We start from the raw sequence: 22332 nt of genomic DNA on the forward strand, positions 1-22332 counted from the left end.
TTGTAGCTGAGGCGGGATTCGAACCCGCGACCTCACGATTATGAGTCGTGCGCTCTCACCAACTGAGCTACTCAGCCGCATCATCCAATTACTGGATAAGCGAGCCCCCTGTGGGAATCGGACCCACTACCTCTTCCTTACCAAGGAAGTGCTCTACCAATGAGCTAAGGGGGCACACAAAAGCGCTGAACGCGCAATTGGCACCGTAAGAGACTAGCACCCGTTTAGGGCCTCTCAGTACGCTTTTGGGCCAAAATCGACCCTTCAAGAATATTAGTCGACAGCATTCACTGTGAGCCACGCATATGGGTCAACGGGAACACCATCGAGGTGTACTTCGAAGTGCAGATGTGCGCCATAGGCAATGCCAGTTTCGCCGACAAGTCCGATGAAATCGCCGGCGCTAATCTGTTGCCCAACCACGAGGGGACTGGAGTCGGTGATCATGTGGGCGTAAAGGCTTTCAACCTGCTGACCATTGATCACGTGGCTGATTACCGCATGGTAGCCGTAGCCCGACCAGTCGGCCTGGATGAGATCGACAGTGCCGTCGGCGATTGCGTAGATAGGCGTACCGGATGCGGCCGCAAAGTCTGTTCCCTTGTGGAATCCACTCGCGCGGTACCCGAAACCGTCTGTGATCGGCACCTCGTACGGGAACGGCCACCGCACTGCACCAGTGGTCGCAATGTATTCGTAGTCGGCACCGGCGTACTTCAACGCGAGCACTTCAGCGGACGAAACTACTTTGAGGTCATCGTGGGCGGTGACCTCGCCGCTCACATCGTCAGAGACAGCAAGAGATTGGGCGGTGCGGGCCGAGCCGACGTCGGCAAGATCCCCCTCAGGGGCGATCGCGGCTATGGCCACCGAGTTCTCATTGACGAACACATTTGAGGGCACTGAGACCCCCACGAGGATCGCACCGGCAAAGAGCATGGCGACGAGCGACAGGGCTTTGGATGCCGCGGCTTTCGTGCGGCGGCGGGGTGTTCCACTGGGCGCGAATGCTGCGCTCGACACCCAGACACGCTTCGACTTTACGGCGGAGCCACGGGGTGCGCGCGAGGCTGGCGCCGTGGCAGCCTTCGCTGCTTTCGCCGGCTTGAGCGCACGAGCACTCTTGGCCGCTTTGCCCGACTTTGTGCGCGGACGCTCGTCTGCGACATGTGCAGCCGGGGAAACCGAAACCGCTTGGGTAACGACAGCGGGATCAGGGGTGATGCCGAAGATGCTGAGCGGCTCGTCGGCCGACGCCTCCTGAGAAACAGAATCAGACGCGGCGGCGGCCGCGGATGCTGGCACCGTCGCGATGGGAGCCGTAAAGAGTCGTTCGGAAACCGTTGGTGCCCCCGCTGCCGGTGCAGTGGTGCCGAGCGCAGACGTTGGCATTGTGGCGGGTGCCGCAGGAATTGCGGGGGCTGCGTGTGCCTGTTGGGCACGCAATGAGCGCCTGCTCGGCAACGACGCTTCGACCACAGGAGTCGCTTCAGCTACCGGAGTTGCTATGACAACGGGGGCGGCTTCTGCCACCAGGGCCACGTCCGCGACCTGAGCCGCTTCTTCAACGCGAGCCGCTTCTTCAACGCGAGCCGCTTCAACGACGCGGATGACGTCGACGGCTGCTACCTGCTCGATCGGTGGCGCGGGCTCGACTACCGCGACGTAGTCGCTTGCAGGCTCCTCTGCCGAGTGGGGCGTAAACAGATCAGCGAGCACGGGAACAGTCGGCGCCTCCACCGACTGAGTCGCAGCGGACTGCTTGGTGCCGCGCTGCTTCGAACCGCGCTTCTGCTTTGCCTCTAGTTGGGCCACACGTTCGAGCTCACGCAGCTGCTTGCGTGTGAGCGGAACGTTGCCCGTGGTTCCCGGTTGCTGTGGGAACAGGTGATCGTGGCTCATAGGGCCAGACCTGTGGAGCGGGAGGAGAAAGTCGCTGCGGCGCAGGCGCTCGTCAGTGACATTCTTCTCCTCCACGCGATTCACCTGCTAGGTGTGAATGCATAATTCGGGCATGAACCCACGCGCGTACGGGTTGCACGCAGGTAACAGATTCATAAAGGCTAGCGCGCAAGTGGTCTAGTTGCCACACCTTTTCAAAGTGGTCTAGTTCACGCGTCCAGCTGCATCAATGCTGCCTCAAGTTTCTGGGCAACAGCTGGTTCCGCAGCAAGGATGAAGTCCTTTCCCTCTGCCTGATCTCCGCGGCCTTTCACCGTGGCCCCAGCCTCCCGAGCAATCAACGCACCAGCCGCATGGTCCCACGGGTTCAGGCTTTCTTCGTAGTACGCGTTCACGCGCCCCGAGGCCACCATGCAGAGGTCGAGGGATGCGGTGCCCATTCTGCGAATGTCCCGAATTTGTGGAAGCAGGCCGGCAACCACTCGCCCCTGTTTCACCCGCAACTCCTGCAAATAGGAGAATCCTGTTGCCACTAGCGCCTGCGAGAGGTCTACCGATTCAGCCACGCGCAGGGGATTTCCGTTGAGGCGCGAACCTCCTCCAGCAGTGGCGGTGTAGGTCTCCTGGGCTCCAAGATTCACGACGGCTCCGGCGAGCGCCCGCCAAGTCGTGGGGTCAGGTTCGCCTTCAACAACGGCGACACTGATGGCATAGTGCGGGATGCCGTAGAGGTAGTTCACGGTGCCGTCGATGGGATCGACGACCCAGGTCAGTCCACTCGTGCCCGTGTTGGCTTCGCCCTCTTCGCCCAGGAATCCGTCGTTGGGCCGCGCAGCAGCAATCAGGCTGCGGATGAGTTCTTCGCTCTCCCGGTCGGCGTAGGTCACGACATCCACTGACGACGTTTTGCGATCGGCAATGGCAACACCTTCGATGCGGCGTCGCGCGGCAAGCTCTGCAGCCTGGGTCGCAACAGAACGAGCAAGGTCAAGAAGTTCGTCGTGAGGCATTACTCAAGCCTAGGGTGCGGCAGGGGAAGCAAGCTCCGGAGCAGAGCCTTTTCGGCGAGGCCGATGCGAGCAGCGAATCGTGGTGCAGGTCCCGCCTGCGCCTGTAACATGACATTCCGTCCGAGGTCGATTCGGTGGGGAGACCAAGGTGCAGGATGAACCGGAAACGAGTCATCCTTCTCGCCTTCACACTGCTCGCCGTCGCATTGCTCGTGAGTGTGCTGCTGGTTTCCCAGACGGGTGATTCTGCGGGCCGTTCCCCCGTAACAAGTGACGAGTCTGATGGCCTCGTGCCCTCGCCACCCAACCCCCTGCCGCCGGGTCGATCCCTCGTGTGGAGTGACGAGTTCGATGGACCGGCGGGCTCGCCGCCCAACCCCGACTACTGGAGCAACGAAGTCGGAGGCGACGGCTGGGGCAACGAGGAGTTGCAGTTTTACACGGAGGGCGCAGAGAACGCCGCGCTCGATGGAGCCGGCAATCTCGTGCTCACCGCTCGGGCTCTCGATCCCCTCTCGTCAGATCAGACGTGCTGGTACGGACCGTGCTCTTTCACCTCGGCTCGTCTCATCACGGCTGACAAGGTGACCGTGGAGTTCGGGCGAGTAGAGGCGCGCATCCAGGTCCCTAGCGCGGGGGGCGTGTGGCCGGCGTTCTGGATGCTCGGCGAAGACCTCTCCGATGTGGATTGGCCGCAGTCGGGCGAGATCGACGTCATGGAGTTCGTGGGAAATTCACCGACACAGATTTTCGGAACGCTTCACGGTCCCGGCTATTCCGGCGAAGAGTCTTTCGGTGGCGTCTACGACCTCGGCACCCCGGTTGCCGACGAGTGGCACGAGGTCGCGGTGGAGTGGTCCCCCGGGCGAATCGTGTGGGAAGTCGATGGCACCGTGTACCACGAGGCTGTGCCGGCGGATGTGGCACCGAACCCCTGGGTCTTCGATCAACCCTTCTTCCTCCTCGTCAACCTGGCGGTCGGCGGCAGCTTCGGAGGCGACATCTCCGATGGCATCAGGCAGCCTCAGGAATACCGCCTTGATTACATCAGGGCGTACGAGCTCTCAGCCTGACGCTTTCCCAGCCCGAGCGATCACGCTTCAACGGTGACGACGGATGCGCCGGCGGACATTCCCTCATGCGCGTCGAGTCGCGCCCGAAGGGAGCGTGAGATCGCTAGGGCTTTCGCGTCGCTTGAAGCCAGCTCGTCGCTAGTCGCACCGCCGGGTTGACTCCGCATCAACGCTAAGTCTGCCGCGAACACGATGCGAGCCCAATCCGCTGGGGAGTGCTCACCCCCAGCGGCGAGGGCGATCTGAAGGCGTTGGATGTCCTCGTGCAATGCTTCGGCAGTGTCAACGCCCCACATCCGCAGCAGGTCTGGTTGGGCAGCTGCTGGCGCGAGTAGTCGACTGAGCCCGAGCGAGAGCAGCGATTGCTCGTCGTCGCGCAGATCTAACTGAACGGAGGGAGCGAGACGCTCTTGCTCGGCGTGATCTGCCTCTTCCCGCTCAACACGCAGCGATGACATCGTGTCGACGATGACGGCGATAAACAAGTTCAGGGTGATGAACGCGGCGATCAGGATGAACGGCACGAAGAACAGCCACGCCAACGGCATCACTTCCATGATCGGGCGCACGATCCCCATCGACCAGCTTTCGAGGGTCATGATTTGGAATAGCGAATACGTCGACTTTCCAATGCTGCCGAACCACTCCGGGAACTGATCGCCGAAGAGTTCCGTCGACATTACCGAGGCTACAAAGAAGACAAGAGACATCAGCAGGGCGATGGCGCCGATGCCCGGAAATGAACGGATGAGGGCTTCAACGACCATCCGCACCTGCGGCATGAACTTAATAACTCGCAAAATACGCAGCACCCGGAGCGCACGAAGAACCGAAAGTGGTCCAGCACTGGGCACAAGGGCAATGCCCACAACAATGAAATCGAAGACAGACCAGCCGTCGGTGAAGAACCGCTTCGGTCCGTAGGAAACAAGCTTGAGAACCAACTCAATGACGAAGATTACGAGAGCAATCGAGTCGAGAGCGTGCAAGACGTCGTAGGTCGCTGTTCCCTGTTCCGCTGCCGTCATCAGGGCAATAATGACGGCGTTGATCACGATGACCGCGAGAACGAAATTCTGAACGAGGGCTGAGTCAACAAACTGAGCCAGCCGGCGACGAAACGATGGACTCTCGGGTGGAGTAGATAGATTCACGCGCCCATTATTCACGAAAGGCCCCATGCTGTGCGCACGGGGCCTTTCGGATAAGTGGTGGCGAGTGAGGGATTCGAACCCCCGAATGCGAAGCAGTCTGATTTACAGTCAGATCCCTTTGGCCACTTGGGTAACTCGCCAAGACGCCTCCGGCCACATGTATTCATCTGACCGAACGCGCTGAACCAGAATACAAGGAATCTGGGGCTCACGTGACCACTTCCCGAAAACTGGTCTGTGGGAGTTCGGGGCTGACCCCGGGTAGCATGGGCGCATGGCTGATTCTTCGTTTGACATTGTGAGCAAAGTTGACCAAATGGAGGCGGAAAACGCCGTCAACCAGGCGCAAAAAGAGCTTGCTCAGCGCTACGACTTCAAGGGCGTAGGAGCTTCGGTGGAGTGGACCGGCGAGAGCCTGCTCCTCAAGGCAAGCGCTGAAGAGCGCGTGAAGGCGGTTCTCGAGGTGCTCGAGGCCAAGTTCATCAAGCGCGGCATTTCACTGCGCAGCCTCGACGCGGGCGAGCCGTTCCCCAGCGGCAAGGAGTACCGCATCGAGATCAGTCTGAAGAACGGCATCTCGTCTGAGGATGCCAAGAAGATCTCCAAGATCATCCGCGACGAGGCCCCCAAGAGCGTGAAGTCGCAGATTCAGGGCGATGAGCTGCGCGTGCAGTCAAAGAGCCGCGATGACCTTCAGGCCACGATGGCACTGCTGAAGGGCAAAGACATCGAAGTCGCTCTCCAGTTTGTGAACTTCCGCTAAGACTCCCCCGGCATGGATGTCTTCCTGCTGATCTTTGCTGCGACCCTGCTAGTCGCGGTGCTGTTCTCTGCGCTCGCGGGGCGAACAGTGTTGTCGGCGGCTGTGCTGTTCTTGGCTGTCGGCTTTGCGATCGGCTCGGAGACCACGGGCATCCTCGATCTCGATTCGTCGTCGACTGAGGTCTCGACGATTGCCGAGATCGCCCTCTTTGTGGTGCTCTTCACGGATGGCATGAAGATGGGCTGGGCCGACCTGCGCAAGGCGTGGCGTCTTCCCGGTCGCGCTCTCGGGTGGGGTTTGCCTCTCACTCTCGCCATCACCGCGGTGTTGGCGCATTTCATGCTCGGGCTGGATTGGCCTGAAGCGTTACTGATCGGCGCCATCCTGGCTCCCACTGACCCGGTGTTCGCGGCGGCTCTCGTCGGAAACAAACAGGTGCCGGAGCGGTTGCGTCAGCTTCTCAATGTGGAGTCGGGTGTCAACGACGGATTGGCGTTGCCTTTCGTTGTCGTGTTCTTGGCCGTCAGTTCGGGCTCGGATGAGTTGCACTTGGGCGAGCTAGGAATAGAGCTTCTCGCGGGCACCGCCATTGGCGTCGCTGTGCCGTGGATCGTCATCAAGGCGCTCCACACCCGCCTCTTTGCCGCTGCCGGCGTCTTTGAGCCGATTGTGCCGATTGCTATCGGGTTGCTCGTGTTCGCTTTGGCGAGCTACACCAACGCCAACCTCTTCCTGGCGGCGTTTGCTGCTGGCGTGATGGTGGCAACAATCGGTCAGAAGGAACGCGAAGCCTTCGAGGAGTTCGGCGAGATCATTTCCGAGTTGCTCAAGCTACTCGCGCTCATGGTGTTTGGCGCCCTCTTGTCGTTCAAGTTCTTGGGCGAAATCGCGTGGACGGGCTGGCTCTTCGCCGTGCTCGCACTCATCGCTGCTCGCCCGATCGCGCTGTACTTCTCGTTCCTCGGCTCCGGCTTGTCGATGCGCGAACAGGTTGCGGCGATGTGGTTCGGGCCCAAGGGATTCGCATCGGTCGTGTACGTGCTCGTCGTGGTCTCGGCCGACATCCCCGCTGGCGACCTGATTTTCCACATCGTGGCGCTCACAATTGCGATGTCGATCGTCGCCCATTCGTCCACGGATGTCGTGGTCGCTCGATCGTTCGTGAAGCCCGATGAGACCCCCGCGTGGCAGGGCCCTCCCCCGCGCTGGTAGCCCTCTCGTCATCGCAGCCCTGCAGCGGGCGAGTAGCGAGAACTCGGTAGACTTCGCCCATGGACCTGAGCGGCATTGACTTCAGCTTTACGGCAGTGCTCGCCGCGTTTTTGGTGCTGCTCGACTTTGCAATTCGCGTGCTCGCTCTTATCTACGTGCCGCGCAACCGGCGACCGCAGACCGCCATGGCGTGGTTGCTGGCCATTTTCTTCATTCCGTATGTCGGCATCCTGCTTTTCCTGATTCTGGGCAGCAGAAAGTTGCCGAAGGGCCGCCGCGACAAGCAGAGCGAGATCAACAACTTCATCCTCGACACCACTGAGGGGATGGACCAGGTGAGCGCGGAGCAACCGTGGCCGGTCTGGCTCAAACCAGTTGTTGAGCTCAACCGCACGCTCGGCGCGATGCCGCTCGTGGGCGGCAACTCCGCGAAACTGTACTCGGAGTACCAAGAGTCGCTGGATGCCATGACCGCCGAGGTTGGCACCGCCCAAAACTATGTTCATGTCGAGTTTTACATTCTGAGCCTCGACGCCACAACGACACCGTTCTTCGACGCCCTCGAGCACGCGGTTGAGCGCGGCGTTCGCGTGCGCGTGCTTCTTGATCACCTTGCGTCTCTGCGTGCCCCCGGCTATTTCACAACCATCCGGCATCTCAAGAAAATTGGCGTCGAATGGCAAGTCATGTTGCCCTTTCAACCGCTCAAGTGGAAGTTCCAGCGCCCCGACCTTCGCAACCACCGCAAGTTACTGATCATCGACGGCTTGGTCGCCTATACGGGGTCGCAAAATATGGTGGATGCATCGTATAACAAGAACTCCAACCTCAAGCGAGGGCTGAAGTGGAAAGACCTCATGGTGCGCTTTGAGGGGCCCATCGTGGCGGGAATCAACGCCCTTTTCATCACCGATTGGTACAGCGAAACCGATGAGCTTCTCGTGCGCGAGGGGGCACTCGCGCAGCCCACTGCTCCCGACGCCGTTCTCGATGCCCAAGTTGTTCCGAGCGGCCCCGGCTTCGAGGGCGAAAACAATCTGCGGCTGTTCAACTCGTTGCTCTATGCCGCCCAAGAACGCGTAATCATCACGAGCCCCTATTTTGTGCCGGATGACTCGATGCTCTATGCCATCACAACGGCAGCCCAGAGCGGCCTCGACGTGCAACTCTTCGTCTCAGAGGTCGGCGACCAGGCGATGGTGTATCACGCCCAGCGCAGCTACTACGAAACCCTGCTGCGGGCCGGCGTGAAGATTTGGTTGTTCCCCACACCGACCGTGCTGCACGCGAAGCACTTCACGATTGACGACGAGATCGCGGTCATCGGGTCGAGCAACATGGATATGCGTTCGTTCAGCCTCAACCTTGAGATTTCGGTGATGGTGCACGGCGCCGAGTTCATCGCCGACATGCGCGAACTCGAATCCGAGTACCGAGCCGTCAGCCGCGAACTCACTCTCGATGAGTGGATGCAGCGGCCCCGACGTTCCAAAGTGCTCGACAATATTGCGCGGCTCACCGCAGCGGTTCAGTAGCTCAGCACCTGCAGCTAACCGCCCGTCGCTTGCAACCCGCAACGAGCAGCACGAAGCTTGCTGTTAGCTGGCGTCGGCTTTCTTGGATGCCGCAATCATTTCGTCGCGATCAACCAGCTTGATGCGCGCGCGGCCTTCAGACTCGCCCAGAGCGATCTCGTGGGCATCCAGTGACTGCCAGCCGGCCAGGTTGGTGTAGTCAATGCCCCGGCTCTTCAGCAGGTCGATGACGGACTGCTCGTCGGGATGCTCGGGAGCCCACCAGTTGGCTTGGTCATTCATGACGTGGCTGATGGTTTCCATCGCGTCTGACTTGGTGTGACCGATGAGACCGACGGGCCCGCGCTTGATCCAGCCGGTCGCGTACACACCATTGACCTGTTCGTCGTTGTCGTCGATGACTTGACCCTCGCGGTTGGGGATCACGCCTCGGCGGTCATCGAACGGGATGCCGTCAAGCGGTGACCCGAAGTAGCCAACAGCGCGATACAGGCTTTGCACCGCAACCTCACGGAACTCGCCGGTGCCGACAACTCCGCCTTCACCATCGGGCTTCGTACGTTCGTACCGGAAGCCTTCAACGCGATCGGTGCCGAGCACCTCAACGGGGCCAGCGTAGAAGTGCAAGTGCAGGCGACGTGACGCCGTGCCCTTTTCTTCGCCGCGCCACTTCGTGAAGATGCGGTCGAGCACCATGATCTGCTTGTTCGATTCGATGGCCGCTTTGGAGGCAGCGTCATAGTCAAAATCTTCTTCGTAGACGACGAGGTCGACGTCGTTGAGTTCGCCGAGTTCCCGCAGTTCGAGCGGGGTGAACTTCACCTGCATCGGTCCACGGCGACCGAAGACGTGCACGTCAGTCACAGGGCTCGCTGTGAGGCCCTCGTAGACGTTGGCGGGGATCTCTGTCGGCAGCAGGTCATCCGCGTGCTTAGCGAGCATTCTGGCGACGTCGAGCGCGACGTTTCCATTGCCAATGACGGCGGTCTCTTTCGCATCGAGGGTCCACTCGCGCGGCACGTCAGGGTGACCGTCATACCAGCTGACGAAGTCGGCGGCGCCGTGGCTGCCTGGCAGCTCGATTCCGGGAATCGGCAGCGGGGCATCCCGCACAGCACCAGTCGAGAAAATCACCGCGTTGTAGTGCTTCTTGAGGTCATCGAGCGTGATGTCGCGGCCATACGTGACGTTGCCGAAGAGGCGGATGTTGCCCGTGTCGAGCACGTCGCGCAGCGCATTCACGATGCCCTTGATACGCGGATGATCGGGCGCAACGCCATAGCGAACAAGACCGTACGGTGCCGGCAGTTGCTCAAAGAGGTCAATCGACACTTCGAACTGTCGCTCTGCCTTCAGCAGGATGTCGGCGGCATAGATTCCGGCAGGTCCTGCACCAACAATGGCGAGTCGCAGTTTGCTCATCAGTTGTCGTTTCCGTTCATCTCGGGGCGCCCGGGGCGCGGGCGAGTGGGGAGTAGTTAGTTCGAGCGTTCGACGACGTTTTCGGCGAAGCGCGTGAGTGCCTTCTTGACGGGACCATCGGGAAGCGGCGCAAGCGCGTCAACAGCTTCGCGACCCCAACGACGGGCTTCGTCGAGAGTCTTCTTCGTGACGGGATGCTCGCGGAGCTCGGTCACTGCGGCATCGAGAGCTTCTTCGTCGCCTTCACCATAGAAGTTGGCATTCACGTCGCGCTCAATGCGGGTCAACAACTCGGCAGCATCGCTGTTGGTGACGGCGAGCTCGCGCAAGTACAGCAACGGCAGCGTGGCAACGCCACTGCGCAGATCGGTTCCTGCCTGCTTGCCCGTCTTGCCAGTCTCATCAGACAGATCAATCACGTCGTCGATGAGCTGGAACGCGATGCCGACCTTTTCGCCGAACTCGCGAACCGGCTTCGTGTATTCCGCCGGGGCATTCGAGAACATCACGCCAACCTCGGCAGCGGTCGCAATAAGCGAGCCCGTCTTGTCAGCCAATACCTGCAAGTAGTGCTCAACGGGGTTCTCGCCCGGCTTCGGGCCGAGAGTTTCGTGCAACTGCCCGAGACACAACCGCTCAAACGTGTTCGCCTGCAAGAGAAGTGCCTCTTCGCCGAGACCCGCTACGAGCTTGCTGGCCCGGGCAAACAACAGATCGCCCGTGAGGATCGCCACGGAATTGCCCCACACACTCTGAGCGCTCGGAACACCGCGGCGCAACTGCGCTTCGTCCATGACATCGTCGTGGTAGAGCGACGCGAGGTGAGTGATCTCTACAGCCTGAGCCGCCGTGACGACGTCAGCGTTATTGCCGTCACCCAGCTGAGCAGTGAGCAGTGCCAGCACCGGGCGCACGCGCTTGCCGCCAGCTTCGAGCAAGTAGCGGCTCGTGGCATCCGCAACTTCGTCGGCAAAGGCCATCTGATCGAGCAAGCCGACCTCTACCTGATTGAGACCTTCCTCGATCGCGGCAGCGAAACGACGCTCATCGCTCGAGGCAAAGAGCTTCTCGCCCAAGCCCAGAGAGGAGCTCAGGGTGTTGCTGCGGCGAGCAGACGGAACACTCGGGTTCACTATCAACCGGTTTCTTTTGCGAAGCGCTACGGCTTCGGTGTGCTATCAGAAGAGGTCTTGGGCGTCTTGGGCATAGTGATCGTCTTGATCGGACGAGTGGCATTGCCCTTGCGCTTAGCGACGGAGGCCAGCACTGTTTCATCAACAGGCTTCTGGCCACGGTGCATGGCAACGATGCCTGCGGTGAGATTGCGGTACGCAACGCGAGTGAATCCGGCAGCTCGAATCCACTGGCTGAGTTCGCCCTGGTCGGGCCACTCGCGAATCGACTCGGCGAGGTAGGTGTAGGCCTCAGGGTTCGAGCTTGAGCGATCAGCAATGATCGGCATGACGCGGTTCAAGTAGGTGAAGTAACCGGCACGAACGATCGCGACGGGAGGCTTAGAGAATTCGGTGATCACCAGACGGCCACCAGGCTTGAGAACGCGGTACATCTCCGAGAGCGCTGCGCGCGGATCGTTAATGTTGCGCAGACCGAAGCTGATCGTGACGGCGTCAAACTCATTGTCGCCAAACGGCAACTGCTGAGCGTCGCCCTGAATGAACTCGATCTTCTTGTGACGCTTGCGCGCCTGCTCGACCATGCCGGTCGAGAAATCGAGACCAACAACGCGAGCACCATTGCGGTGCAAAGCTGCCGAGCTTGTGCCCGTGCCAGCCGCAATATCGAGGATGCGTTCGCCCGCTTCTGGGGCAACCGCACGCACCGTAGCAGCGCGCCACAGCAGCGCATTTCCGGCGGAAAGGACGTTATTGGTGCGATCGTAGTGTTTTGCGACACCATCGAACATTCCGGCTACGTCTTCCGGTCGCTTGTTCATGTCAGCCTTACCCACGCCTCTAGTCTAGGGCGCTCAGAGCGGATGCTCACTTTCCTGCCCGCAACTGACAGGTACTCTGATACTTGGGAGACATTGTTGGGGCAAAAGCCGTCCGGTCACGGGCAGAATCGGAGAAGGTGCCATGGCTAGCACCCATGCCGTCCTGAGCAGTGTTACGCGCCCAACCGCATCCGTCGATCGACTACTCGACTGGATCACCCCGCAGCATCCTCTCGGCTTCATTCGCGACGGCGAAGGCCTTGTCGGCATTGGCGAATTGCTGCGACTCGAGTTCCGAGGTGCCACCCGATTCACCGACGCCGCGGCCGCCTGGAACGAACTCTCGCGCACCGCAATCATTCACGACAGCGTGAAGCGCGCTGGCACCGGCCTGATCGCCCTCGGCAGCTTCGCATTCGCCGATTCTTCGGATGCCGTGAGTGTGCTGATCATTCCCCGCATTGTTGTCGGGAGCCGCGACGGCATCCAGTGGGTCACCACCATTACCGCCGGAGAAGCCAGCGGCCTGCCCGTGACCTCCGATGGTCTGCCCTCTGATCCTCGAGCGGCCGCCGGGGACCCCGTGCACATCGTTTTCACCCCCGGTGAGATGAGCGCAAAAGGCTTCACCAAGACCGTCAAAGCGGCACTGCGCGAAATCTCCCACGGCGCGGCAGCGAAGATCGTCATTGCGCGAGACCAGCATGCTGAGCTGCCCGAGAACGCCGATCTGCGAATCCCCCTCAGCGCCCTTGCCGCACGCTACCCCGATACCTTCACGTTTGCCGTCGACGGCCTCATCGGCTCCAGCCCCGAAACCCTCGTGCGAGTGCAGAACGGTGCCGTCAGTGCGCGCGTGCTCGCCGGCAGTGCCGCGCGCGGCGGGGACCGCATCTCCGACGGGCGAGCCGCCGGAAGCCTCATGAACTCCCCCAAAGATCAGAAAGAACATGCGCTCGCTCTTGCCAGCGTTATGGATGCGCTCACACCGCTCAGCAGCGAACTGCATGCGGCATCCGCGCCCTTCACACTTCAGCTGCCCAACCTGTGGCACCTTGCGACTGACATCGATGGCCAGCTCCGGGAGCACGCGAGCGCGCTCGACCTGATCGAGATTCTGCATCCGACCGCGGCCGTCGCAGGCACCCCAACACCCGACGCCATCCGCATCATCGATCAACTCGAAGGCTTCGATCGCGGGCGCTACGCCGGCCCGGTTGGCTGGGTGGATGCCCACGGCAACGGCGAATGGGCTGTTGCGTTGCGCTGTGCCCAAGTGACTGACAGGCGCATCACGGCCTACGCCGGAGCGGGAATCGTGGCGGGCTCTGACGCCAAGAAGGAACTCGCCGAGACTGAACTGAAGTTCCGCCCCATCGTCGAAGCCTTCGGGTAGCGACGCGGACAAGCCGCTGCCGCTGCCGCTGCCGCTGCCGCTGCCGAAAGCTACGGCGCGATCTCGCGCAGCAGTTCTTCCACACGCGCGCGGATCTCATCGCGCACCCGTCGAACTCCGTCGAGGTCGAGGTCGGCAGGGTCAGTGAGCTGCCAATCGAGGTAGCGCTTGCCCGGGTAAATCGGGCAGGCGTCGCCGCAGCCCATCGTGATCACGGCATCCGCAGCACGCACGACATCGTCGGTGAGTGGTTTGGGAAAATCGTCGGTAAGGGCGATGCCCTCTTCTGCCATGGCGTCCACGACAAGAGACAGGATGCTAGCGCCCGGCTCTGATCCGGCGGAGCGCACATGAACGCGCCCCTTGCCGAGCTCGCGCAGCCACGCTGCGGCCATCTGCGAGCGCCCGGAGTTCTGCACACAGACAAAGAGCACCTCGGGCACCGTCTTCGGAATCACGCCCTTAGCCTGAGCGAGAGCAGCGAGACGGTCGTGCGCAAAGCGGTAGGAGAGGCTCGCGAGGTGCGTCGAGACTTTCGCGGTGCGCGCGAGCGCAGCGTAAGACTCGAAGAGAACTCGCTCGATGGTTTCCTCACTCACGAGGCCGTCGTACTGCACCGCAAGACGTTCAGCGCCGCGGCGAAGAACGTCGTTGGGGTCAGTAAGCGGCAGTTGACCAGAAGGTGGGGTGCGCATGATTCCTCGTTTCGATTGAACACTCAAAGCATAGATGAACGTCTATGTATTTTCGAGTGTTCGCGAGCAGATTCATTTCCTGTTCACGAACCGCCAGCCTCACGCCTGCCGACTAGCTATTCGCGAGTCGCACTTTCTCCGCCTCAACGTCGTAGTCGGCGCTCGGCCACTGCAGGTTAAGGCTCTCCAACGCCTCAAGCAAAAGCTGCTGAACAGCCCAGCGCGCGTACCACTTGTGGTTCGCTGGAATCACGTACCAGGGAGCGTTCTCGGTCGTCGTACGGCGCAACGCGATCTCGTAAGCCTCCTGATAGTCATCCCACAGCAGTCGCTCGTCCACGTCTCCCGGGTTGTATTTCCAGTGCTTCTCGGGGCGATCGAGGCGCTCCTGCAGGCGGTCCTTCTGCTCGTCGGCGCCGATGTGCAACATGACCTTGATGATCGTCGTGCCCTGCGCGATCAATTCGTTTTCGAACTCCTGAATGATGCCGTAGCGCTCCTCGACCGTCTCGGGCGTTGAGAAGCCACGCACGCGGTGGATCAACACGTCCTCATAGTGCGAACGGTCAAAGACACCGATGAACCCGGCCTCAGGAAGCTCCTTGCGAATGCGCCACAAGAAGTCGTGTGACTTCTCCTCATCGGTCGGCGCTTTGAAAGCATGAATCTGCACGCCCTGCGGATCAACCCCACCGATCACGTGACGCAGGATGCCGCCCTTGCCCGCGGTATCCATCGCTTGCAACACGAGCAAAACGCGGCGCTCGCCGCCGAACTTGCTCTCGGCGAAGAGCCGCTCTTGAAGCGCAGCGAGACGTTCGCCGTTCTTCTCGAGAGCTTTTTCGGCATCCTTTTTGCTGCCATCAAACTCAGGAGTGGAGGACGGATCGATGCTGGCAAGCTCGAAATCGGCGGTGACAGGCGTGAGTGTGCTCATGCCCCAAGGCTACTCGGCACGCTTCTATTCACCACCGAAACCGTGCTCGACGGCAGACAGGACCTCGGGCGTTAGCGCCCGAGCGGAACCTCGATGATGGTCGGCTCGGGGTGAGCAGACAATGCCTGATCGAGTTCTCCTCGCGTTGCCGCAGAAACATACCGCCAGCCGTACGCGACAGCGAGCGCCTCGATGGAGGCATTCTGTTGCGTGAGCAACACCCGGTCGAAGCTGTCGCCAGCCTGGCTCGCCACCTCGAGGCCGTCGAAGATGGTGCCGCCGTTGTCGTTGCCGACAATGACTTGGATGCGCGGTCGGGGTTCGCCGACGCCAAACATCAGCGCGCCCACGTCATGGAAGATCGCCAGATCGCCAAGGAGCACCCGAGTGACGCCCTCATTGCCGACTTCGGCTTGGCTCGCGAGCGCGATTCCGAGAGCGGTCGAGATCGTGCCGTCAATACCGGCGAGGCCACGATTGGAGTGCACCGAAATCTTCTTGCCCGGCACCACACGGTCGACCTCGCGGATCAACCGTGACGCGCCAAGGACGAGACGGTCGTGCGGCCAGGTGGCGCGCCAAACGGCTTCGGCGAGCATCCGCCGGTCAACGGGGGTGCGCACGATGGCGAGTTCTGACTTGGCGTGGGTTCCGGCATCCGCCTCGATATCAGGAGCGATGCTCTCGGTTTCGAGCAACTGACGGCTCGACATCACCCAGCGACCCAACCACGCGCGATCGGTGGCTTCGCCCGAGACCGAAACCTCGTCAACGAAGAGGCGAACGCAACGACCAGGGTTGTAATCGTCAGCCGAAGGATGCCGCACCACAATGGTTTGCACCCCACGACGCTGAATGAGCGCGGGAATCTCTCGGCTGAGAGTCGGATGCCCAAACACGATCACCCGTGCGACTCGGTCGCCGAAGTTGGCGGCGTTCAGCAGCTCGCGGTAGGCGACCACCAGGTTGGGCCCGAAGTGGGCCCCACTCGCGACCTCCGCGATGAGCGGTGCACCGAGTTCGCGGGCCACTTGCTCAGCACGGGGACCAGCGCCGGTGCCCGCGATAACGACGGTGGCGGGCGACGGTGAGATAGCGAGAGTCGTAGGCGCACCCGGCGACTGGTGAGTGGTGTTCTCCACGACGGGGTCGAGGTCACTAAAAAGGTCAGGGAAGACGGGTTCGCGAGTGCCTGCCGGCTCGGGGGCCACGTCTGCTGCGGTGGGCTCCCACACGAACGGGGCCGACAGCGGATCGTCAAACGAGAGATTGAGGTGCACGGGGCCATCGACCGCGGCGATCGCATCGCGAGCGAGTTGCGCTGCGGCATCCATTTCGCCAGCAGCACCGGTCGGCGCCTCAACGTCCCACGTCTGGTGCACAGCGGTGCCGAAAATACCGGGCTGCTGGGTGGTCTGGTTAGAGCCAATACCGCGCAACGAGTCAGGGCGATCAGCGCTAATAATGATCAGCGGAACGGCCGAGTGGTGCGCTTCAAGGACCGCAGGGTGCAGGTTGGCGACGGCAGTGCCCGAGGTGGTGATAACCAGCACGGGCGAACCTGTTTCGACGGCAAGGCCCAGCGCGAGGAAGGCGCCAACGCGCTCATCGATGCGCACGCGCAACCGCAGCAGTCCCTGCTTCTCGAATTCGGCAGCCGCCAACGCGAGAGCCTGCGAGCGCGAGCCGGGGCTCAGCACAACATCTCGAACGCCGAGACGAACAAACTCTTCGAGAAGGGCTACCGAGTAGTTGGTGGCTGGAGAGTTAGTTGGTCTTATCGTCATCGTCGAGATCTGCTAGTTCCTGTTCGAGGCGGCGAATGCGCTCATCTTGTTCTTCCTGACGGCGCATCTTGCGCAAGAAGTCAGGGTCATCGTCGGGGGCAACGCTGCGTGTGTGGCCAGAACTGGCACTACGTGCCTTGCCGAGCATGAACCAGAGCACAACACCGATGACCGGTAGCAGCAGAATCACAATGATCCACAACACCTTCGGCATCGCGCGAACCCGGCTGCGTTCGGTAAGAATCACATCCACAATGGAGAACACGTCTACCGCAACGAGCGCGAAAGCGAGGACTACCAATAGGCGAGGCATGCGACCATTCTACGCTCGCAGTCTGCACGCGGGTTGCGAGCCTAGACTGTTGCCGTGAAACCTTGGATCTCCTACTCTCTTCTCCGCGTCGGAGTCTTCGCCGCAGCCTTCACCGTGCTGATGATCGCGAACGTTGAGCCGTGGATCGCCGCCCTCATCGCCGCAATTCTGGGATTTGCTATTTCGTATGTGTTTTTCTCGAAGCTTCGGGATGCGGTGGCGCTCGACCTTGCTTCGCGTCGCGGGCGCCCCAGCCACGATCCTGACCGTGACGCCGAGGATGCCGCTGTCGACCACGATGCTGCCGAGGAGCAAGCGGATGCCGGTGCTGACGCAGAAGCGGAAACTAGCGCGTCATCCGCCGATCAGAGCACTACACCTGCGCCTCGTAACGACGCCCAGTAACAACGATTAGAACGCGATTGCTGCCGCGAGCCCTAGGCCGAACAGCAGCGCGGTGAGCCCGGTGAGGCGCAACGCCAAGATCAGTTCGGCTGGCGTTTTTGCGGTGAGCACAATCACGCAGGCGGGCAGTGCCACGAGCAAGACGAAGTTCACGAGATAGGCGTTGAAGTACAGCAACGAGTAGACGCCCAGGATGACGAACGGCACGAGCATCGCGACGACGTAGAAAATACGCGACGGTAGATTGCCCATCCGCACGGCCAAGGTGCGCTTTCCGGCGATCTTGTCTTGGGCGATATCACGGATGTTGTTGACCATGAGAGTTGCAACAGCAAATAACCCGACAGCAACCGCTGCCAGCCACGACTCGAGGTTTACGGTGCCGGCGAGCACGAACGTGGTGCCGGCGGTGGCGACGAGGCCGAAGAAGATGAAGACGAACACTTCACCGAGGCCGAGGTAGCCGTAGGGGCGCTTGCCTCCCGTGTAGAAGTAGGCGGCGATGATGGCCGCGGCGCCGACGGCAAGCATCCACCAGTGTCCGGTTCGCACGACGATGACGAGTCCGGCGATGGCGGCGATACCGAACCAGGCAAAGGCAACAGTGATGACGGTGCGCGGGCGAGCGGCACCCGAAGCGGTGAGGCGACGAGGGCCGACGCGGTGGTCATCCGTTCCCCGCACTCCGTCGGAGTAGTCGTTGGCAAAGTTCACGCCAATTTGCAGCGAGACCGCAACGACGAGGCAGAGCAGCGCGCGGACCCAGTGCCAGCCGGCCCCATCAACGTCGTGCGGAAGCACGTAGGCCGCCGCTGTGCCGAGCGCGACAGGCGCAAAAGCTAACGGCAGGGTTTGGATGCGGGCGCCACTGATCCAGTCGCGCACGGTTGCTTTCGCAATCTTGGGCGCCTTGGGCGGTCGCCCACCGGGACGTCCGCTCTTTTTCTTCGCCGCAGCGGTCGAAACGGTTGCGGGGTCGATGCGTTGCTTTTTAGGAGAGGCCACGGAGGGATTCTACTTAAGCACGACTGTGGCTAAGGCGAGTCGATCGGGTTTTCCTGTCGAAAGCAGAGGAATCTCATCGATCAGCATCACGCGCGCGGGTGCGGCAGCAGCCGAAGCCAACTGAGTTGCCACCGCTTGGCGCACCACGTCGAGAGCGATCGCCCGCGTCGTGATCACCACGGGGGCTTCACCCCACTCAGGGTGGGGAGCGGCAACGACGACGGCTGAGTCTTGGCCGGGTAGCGTGCGCACAGCGGTCTCCACCTCGGCAATGGAGACCTTCACGCCACCGGAAATGATCATGTCGTCGGCTCGTCCGCGCACGCGCAGCACGCCGTCGACGAGCTCGCCGACATCGTCGGTGCGGTACCACCGCACGCCATCCTGCACGCGGAACGAGAATGCACTGCGCCGCAGGTCGTCAAGGTAGCCCTCGGCGAGCATGGGTCCAGCGATTTCGATGCGGTCATCAACGAGGCGCACCTGCGCGGTGGGCAGCGGTATGCCGTCCCAGACAGCGCCGCCACTGGTTTCGCTCGACCCATACGTGGTCGAGACGGCGAGACCGCGAGCGCGGGCTGCCGCCAACAACGCTACGGGGATCGACTGGCCGCCGACCAGAATCTGCTGGAAGGTGGAAAGCGCCGCAATGGACTCTTCCGATTCGAGAAGACGCGCCAATTGCACGGGCACGAGTGACACGAAACGCCGTTCCCCCGTGAGCTGAGCTGCCGCCTCCACGAAGGTGGTCGCGGTGAAGTCACGCGTCGACATCATGATCGGCTCGGTGCCCGCAAAATAGGAGCGAGCCAGCACATTGATACCGGCAATGTAGTGCGCGGGCACGGCGAGAAGCCACTGCCCCTGGCCACCCAGCAGCTCATCGGATGCCGCAGCACTCGCCTTCAGGGCGTCAGCACTCAGCATCACGCGCTTGGGTCGGCCGGTCGATCCGCTCGTTTCTACGATCACCGCGACGTTCGCGGGCACGGTTTCTGGCAGGCCAGAGGGGGAGGCCGGGTGCGGCAGAATCGCGGCTCCCGTTCCGTCGAGTGCCGGCTTCAGCGCCGCCCAGACTTTGCGGGGATCGCGGGCGTCGATAGACCAGAGTTCTCGGGTCGAAGTGGTGTCAGCGGTCACGGGTAAACCTCTCTGGGTTAGAACTGCGGGAGCGTTAGGGATGCCTGGGCGTTAGTACTGCCAGGGGAAGGGCGACCAGTCGGGTTCGCGCTTCTGCAGGAACGAATCGCGGCCTTCGACAGCTTCGTCGGTGCCGTAGGCGAGGCGCGTCGCTTCGCCCGCAAAAACTTGCTGACCAACAAGGCCGTCGTCAACCGCGTTGAGGGCAAACTTGACCATGCGAATAGCGGTCGGCGATTTCGTCATGATGGTTTGCGCCCACTCGTAGGCGGTGGCTTCGAGCTCGGCGTGGGGCACGGCAGCGTTGATCGCTCCCGCGTCGAGGGCGCGTTGCGCGTCGTACTCGCGGGCCAGGAAGAACACTTCACGGGCAAACTTTTGGCCTACTTGGCGAGCGAAGTAGGCACTGCCGTAACCGGCGTCGAAGGAGCCGACGTCGACATCCGTCTGTTTGAAGCGGGCATGCTCGGCGCTAGCAATCGTGAGGTCACAGACCACGTGCAGCGAGTGCCCTCCCCCGGCAGCCCAGCCGGGAACGACCGCGATAACGACCTTGGGCATGAAGCGGATGAGGCGCTGGACTTCAAGAATGTGCAGGCGTCCGGCGGCGGCGCGGCGCTTTCCCGCAGCGGCGGCAGCATCGGCCTCGGCCTCAGCCGCGGAGAGCCCGGCGGCAGCGGTCGGATTCGTTGCGCCCTCTTGGCCTTCGTACTCATAACCAGCACGGCCACGGATGCGCTGATCGCCGCCAGAGCAGAACGCCCAGCCGCCATCTTTCTCGCTCGGGCCGTTGCCCGTGAGCAGCACGACGCCGATGCGAGGATTCTGGCGCACGTCATCCAGTGTTTGATACAACTCGTCGACGGTGTGTGGCCGGAAGGCGTTGCGCACTTCGGGACGATCGAACGCGATGCGCGCAATCGTTCCGCTCACATCGTGGTGGTACGTGATGTCGGTGAGGTCATCGAACCCGGCGACCGATCGCCACAACTTCTCGTCGAAAATTTCAGAAACAGGCGCCATGGCTCCACCCTAACCATCGGGGTGGAGAGCAGGCTGATGCCGAACCGGGGATGTTCGGCTTTCGTTCGTCGCGACGAACCTTTAGCTGCCGAAGAAGCGGAACACGTACAACACGATGAGTGGGTTCGAGAGAACGGCGACGGCAAGCCCAAATGCTGCCCAGCGGCGCTGCAGGCCGAAAATGAGACACAGCATGGCGGTAATGGCGGCTGAGATTGACACCACGATCGCGGCATACGCCAGAGCAGTGCCGTTCGAGTAGTCCCCGCCAGCAGAGACGATCATCGCGATGATGAACAAGACGAGAGTGGCGACGCCGAGTGCTGCGGCAACAAAGCCCAGCCACCGCGGGCGTGATCTCCGCGCAACTGGCACCTCTTCGGCGTCGGGGGTTGGCTCGTGCTCGCCGTCGGCGGGCAGCTCAGTTTCTTCGTCGTCGACAACACCTACGACGTAATAGGGCACCACTTTGGTCGCAATGCGCTCGATATCCCCCGGATTAGTCACGCAATTACCCTAACTGACAGTGGAACTTGTCAGACTGGGAACATGTTCCCTTCAGCGAACGACATTCTCGACACCGCTCACGTGGTGTCCCTGCCCATGACCTCCCGTTTTCGCGGCATCGATCAACGCGAAGCACTCCTGTTTCGCGGCCCGCAGGGGTGGAGCGAGTTCTCACCATTCGTGGAGTACGACGATGTCGAAGCAACCCCGTGGCTCTTGGCCGCGATCGATTATGCCTACAACGAGATGCCGCCCCTCGTGCGCGATCGTATTTGGGTTAACGCCACCGTGCCCGCTGTTCCCGCCGAGCTGGTCGAAGCGGTTCTCGAACGTTTCCATGGCTGCCGCACCGCCAAGGTGAAGGTTGCCGAGCCCGATCAGACCCTCGAGGATGACATTGCCCGCGTCGCCGAAGTGCGCCGCGTCATGGGGCCGACTGGCCGCATCCGCATTGATGCGAATGGCGCGTGGACGGTCGATGAGGCCGAGCGTGCTGTGCATGCCCTTGCCGGATTCGACCTTGAGTATGTCGAGCAGCCGTGCGCGACAGTGGAAGAACTCGGTGAGCTGCACACGCGCATTGCCTATATGGGCATCCCCGTCGCGGCTGACGAGAGTGTGCGCAAAGCCGCCGACCCGCTCGCGGTCGCCCGCGCGGGTGCCGCCGACCTCCTCGTCATCAAGGCACAGCCTCTGGGTGGCGTCTCGCGCGCTCTGGAGATCGTGAAGAATGCCGGGCTGCCCGTTGTGGTCTCCAGCGCCCTTGAGACCTCGGTGGGGCTCGCGATGGGCGCGCACTTGGCTGCCGCCATCGATCCCCTCGACTATGACTGCGGACTCGCCACGGCATCCTTGCTCGCCGCCGACGTTACCGCTGCTCCCCTGCGCGCTCGCGACGGGCACCTCGAAGTGCGCCGCATCGAGGCCGACGAGGCGCTGCTCACTCGCTGGGCCGCTAATCCCGAACGTACGCAGTGGTGGCGAGATCGCCTCGTCCGCTGTCACGAACTAGGTAAAAACTACTCAGCACAGTAACGCGGCCGCTCAGTAGGGTGGACGAACTGGTTGTCTCCGAGGGCAATCACTTCCGAGGAGTACA

At 61.8% G+C, this 22332-nt stretch carries 21 protein-coding genes and 3 tRNA genes; 7 read left to right on the plus strand and 17 right to left on the minus strand.

Annotated elements, in window-relative coordinates; all coding sequences use genetic code 11:
- Positions 1-3: 3 nt before the first annotated feature.
- From I6E74_RS12645 to I6E74_RS12660, 4 genes are all read right to left on the minus strand, one after another.
- Positions 4-77, minus strand: a tRNA-Met gene (locus I6E74_RS12645).
- 25 nt (positions 78-102) lie between these two features.
- Positions 103-174 (minus strand) — tRNA-Thr (locus I6E74_RS12650).
- A 99-nt stretch (positions 175-273) separates the two neighbouring features.
- Positions 274-1902, minus strand: coding sequence for a M23 family metallopeptidase (locus I6E74_RS12655; protein WP_231604999.1), 1629 nt, complete (start codon positions 1900-1902; stop codon positions 274-276).
- A gap of 209 nt (positions 1903-2111) precedes the next feature.
- Positions 2112-2912, minus strand: a complete 801-nt coding sequence (locus I6E74_RS12660; protein ID WP_197126195.1) for an inositol monophosphatase family protein — start codon at positions 2910-2912, stop codon at positions 2112-2114.
- A 155-nt stretch (positions 2913-3067) separates the two neighbouring features.
- Here I6E74_RS12660 and I6E74_RS12665 point away from each other — a divergent pair, with 155 nt between their 5' ends.
- On the plus strand, positions 3068-3985 hold the full coding sequence (locus tag I6E74_RS12665) for a family 16 glycosylhydrolase (RefSeq protein WP_197126198.1): 918 nt from the start codon (positions 3068-3070) through the stop codon (positions 3983-3985).
- A 20-nt stretch (positions 3986-4005) separates the two neighbouring features.
- On the opposite strand, the gene I6E74_RS12670 is transcribed toward I6E74_RS12665, so the two are convergent.
- Both I6E74_RS12670 and I6E74_RS12675 read right to left on the minus strand, forming a co-directional pair.
- Positions 4006-5139: an ion transporter gene (locus I6E74_RS12670; protein WP_197126200.1), complete on the minus strand. Its 1134-nt coding sequence runs from the start codon at positions 5137-5139 to the stop codon at positions 4006-4008.
- A 55-nt stretch (positions 5140-5194) separates the two neighbouring features.
- Positions 5195-5279: transfer RNA gene (locus tag I6E74_RS12675), tRNA-Tyr, on the minus strand.
- A 134-nt stretch (positions 5280-5413) separates the two neighbouring features.
- Between I6E74_RS12675 and I6E74_RS12680 the strand changes: the two genes are divergently transcribed.
- The 3 genes from I6E74_RS12680 to cls are packed head-to-tail and all read left to right on the plus strand — an operon-like array spanning position 5414 to position 8649.
- The gene (locus I6E74_RS12680; RefSeq protein WP_197108252.1) at positions 5414-5902 is read left to right on the plus strand and encodes a YajQ family cyclic di-GMP-binding protein; all 489 of its coding nucleotides are present in this window, start codon (positions 5414-5416) and stop codon (positions 5900-5902) included.
- A gap of 12 nt (positions 5903-5914) precedes the next feature.
- The gene (locus tag I6E74_RS12685; protein ID WP_197126202.1) at positions 5915-7114 is read left to right on the plus strand and encodes a sodium:proton antiporter; all 1200 of its coding nucleotides are present in this window, start codon (positions 5915-5917) and stop codon (positions 7112-7114) included.
- A gap of 59 nt (positions 7115-7173) precedes the next feature.
- A complete protein-coding gene (cls, locus tag I6E74_RS12690) occupies positions 7174-8649 on the plus strand; it encodes a cardiolipin synthase (RefSeq protein ID WP_197126210.1) in 1476 nt (491 codons plus the stop codon).
- A gap of 63 nt (positions 8650-8712) precedes the next feature.
- Here the strand turns inward: cls and I6E74_RS12695 are convergent, their stop codons facing one another.
- The 3 genes from I6E74_RS12695 to ubiE are packed head-to-tail and all read right to left on the minus strand — an operon-like array spanning position 8713 to position 12040.
- On the minus strand, positions 8713-10071 hold the full coding sequence (locus tag I6E74_RS12695; RefSeq protein ID WP_197126212.1) for an FAD-dependent oxidoreductase: 1359 nt from the start codon (positions 10069-10071) through the stop codon (positions 8713-8715).
- A gap of 56 nt (positions 10072-10127) precedes the next feature.
- Complete coding sequence (locus tag I6E74_RS12700) at positions 10128-11204, minus strand: polyprenyl synthetase family protein (RefSeq protein WP_197126214.1); 1077 nt, start codon at positions 11202-11204, stop codon at positions 10128-10130.
- A gap of 26 nt (positions 11205-11230) precedes the next feature.
- Positions 11231-12040, minus strand: a complete 810-nt coding sequence (ubiE, locus tag I6E74_RS12705; protein WP_307784473.1) for a bifunctional demethylmenaquinone methyltransferase/2-methoxy-6-polyprenyl-1,4-benzoquinol methylase UbiE — start codon at positions 12038-12040, stop codon at positions 11231-11233.
- Positions 12041-12167: 127 nt separating this feature from the next.
- Here ubiE and I6E74_RS12710 point away from each other — a divergent pair, with 127 nt between their 5' ends.
- On the plus strand, positions 12168-13421 hold the full coding sequence (locus I6E74_RS12710) for an isochorismate synthase MenF (RefSeq protein ID WP_197126216.1): 1254 nt from the start codon (positions 12168-12170) through the stop codon (positions 13419-13421).
- 50 nt (positions 13422-13471) lie between these two features.
- Here the strand turns inward: I6E74_RS12710 and I6E74_RS12715 are convergent, their stop codons facing one another.
- From I6E74_RS12715 to I6E74_RS12730, 4 genes are all read right to left on the minus strand, one after another.
- A complete protein-coding gene (locus tag I6E74_RS12715) occupies positions 13472-14116 on the minus strand; it encodes an arsenate reductase ArsC (protein WP_197126218.1) in 645 nt (214 codons plus the stop codon).
- A 112-nt stretch (positions 14117-14228) separates the two neighbouring features.
- Positions 14229-15053 (minus strand): polyphosphate kinase 2 family protein, encoded by an 825-nt coding sequence (locus I6E74_RS12720; RefSeq protein WP_197126219.1) that lies wholly within the window; start codon positions 15051-15053, stop codon positions 14229-14231.
- Positions 15054-15124: 71 nt separating this feature from the next.
- The gene (menD, locus tag I6E74_RS12725) at positions 15125-16840 is read right to left on the minus strand and encodes a 2-succinyl-5-enolpyruvyl-6-hydroxy-3-cyclohexene-1-carboxylic-acid synthase (RefSeq protein WP_197126221.1); all 1716 of its coding nucleotides are present in this window, start codon (positions 16838-16840) and stop codon (positions 15125-15127) included.
- On the minus strand, positions 16821-17153 hold the full coding sequence (locus I6E74_RS12730) for a PLD nuclease N-terminal domain-containing protein (protein WP_197126222.1): 333 nt from the start codon (positions 17151-17153) through the stop codon (positions 16821-16823). The genes menD and I6E74_RS12730 overlap by 20 nt, the downstream gene beginning before the upstream one ends.
- Before the next feature lie 54 nt (positions 17154-17207).
- Between I6E74_RS12730 and I6E74_RS12735 the strand changes: the two genes are divergently transcribed.
- Positions 17208-17558: a DUF4229 domain-containing protein gene (locus I6E74_RS12735; protein ID WP_197126224.1), complete on the plus strand. Its 351-nt coding sequence runs from the start codon at positions 17208-17210 to the stop codon at positions 17556-17558.
- 6 nt (positions 17559-17564) lie between these two features.
- Here I6E74_RS12735 and I6E74_RS12740 read toward each other — a convergent pair whose 3' ends face one another.
- From I6E74_RS12740 to I6E74_RS12755, 4 genes are all read right to left on the minus strand, one after another.
- Positions 17565-18563 (minus strand): 1,4-dihydroxy-2-naphthoate polyprenyltransferase, encoded by a 999-nt coding sequence (locus I6E74_RS12740; protein ID WP_197126226.1) that lies wholly within the window; start codon positions 18561-18563, stop codon positions 17565-17567.
- Positions 18564-18572: 9 nt separating this feature from the next.
- Positions 18573-19703 carry an AMP-binding protein gene (locus I6E74_RS12745; protein ID WP_197126227.1) on the minus strand — a complete coding sequence of 377 codons (1131 nt, stop codon included), beginning with the start codon at positions 19701-19703 and terminating at the stop codon, positions 18573-18575.
- A 51-nt stretch (positions 19704-19754) separates the two neighbouring features.
- On the minus strand, positions 19755-20726 hold the full coding sequence (locus I6E74_RS12750; protein ID WP_197126229.1) for a 1,4-dihydroxy-2-naphthoyl-CoA synthase: 972 nt from the start codon (positions 20724-20726) through the stop codon (positions 19755-19757).
- An 81-nt stretch (positions 20727-20807) separates the two neighbouring features.
- Positions 20808-21233, minus strand: a complete 426-nt coding sequence (locus I6E74_RS12755; RefSeq protein ID WP_197126231.1) for a 1,4-dihydroxy-6-naphthoate synthase — start codon at positions 21231-21233, stop codon at positions 20808-20810.
- Between the two features lie 42 nt (positions 21234-21275).
- On the opposite strand from I6E74_RS12755, the gene I6E74_RS12760 reads away from it, so the two are divergent.
- Positions 21276-22268: an o-succinylbenzoate synthase gene (locus tag I6E74_RS12760; protein ID WP_197126233.1), complete on the plus strand. Its 993-nt coding sequence runs from the start codon at positions 21276-21278 to the stop codon at positions 22266-22268.
- The last annotated feature ends 64 nt before the right edge of the window (positions 22269-22332 follow it).

Source organism: Salinibacterium sp. SWN139 (assembly GCF_015864625.1).
Lineage (GTDB): Bacteria > Actinomycetota > Actinomycetes > Actinomycetales > Microbacteriaceae > Rhodoglobus.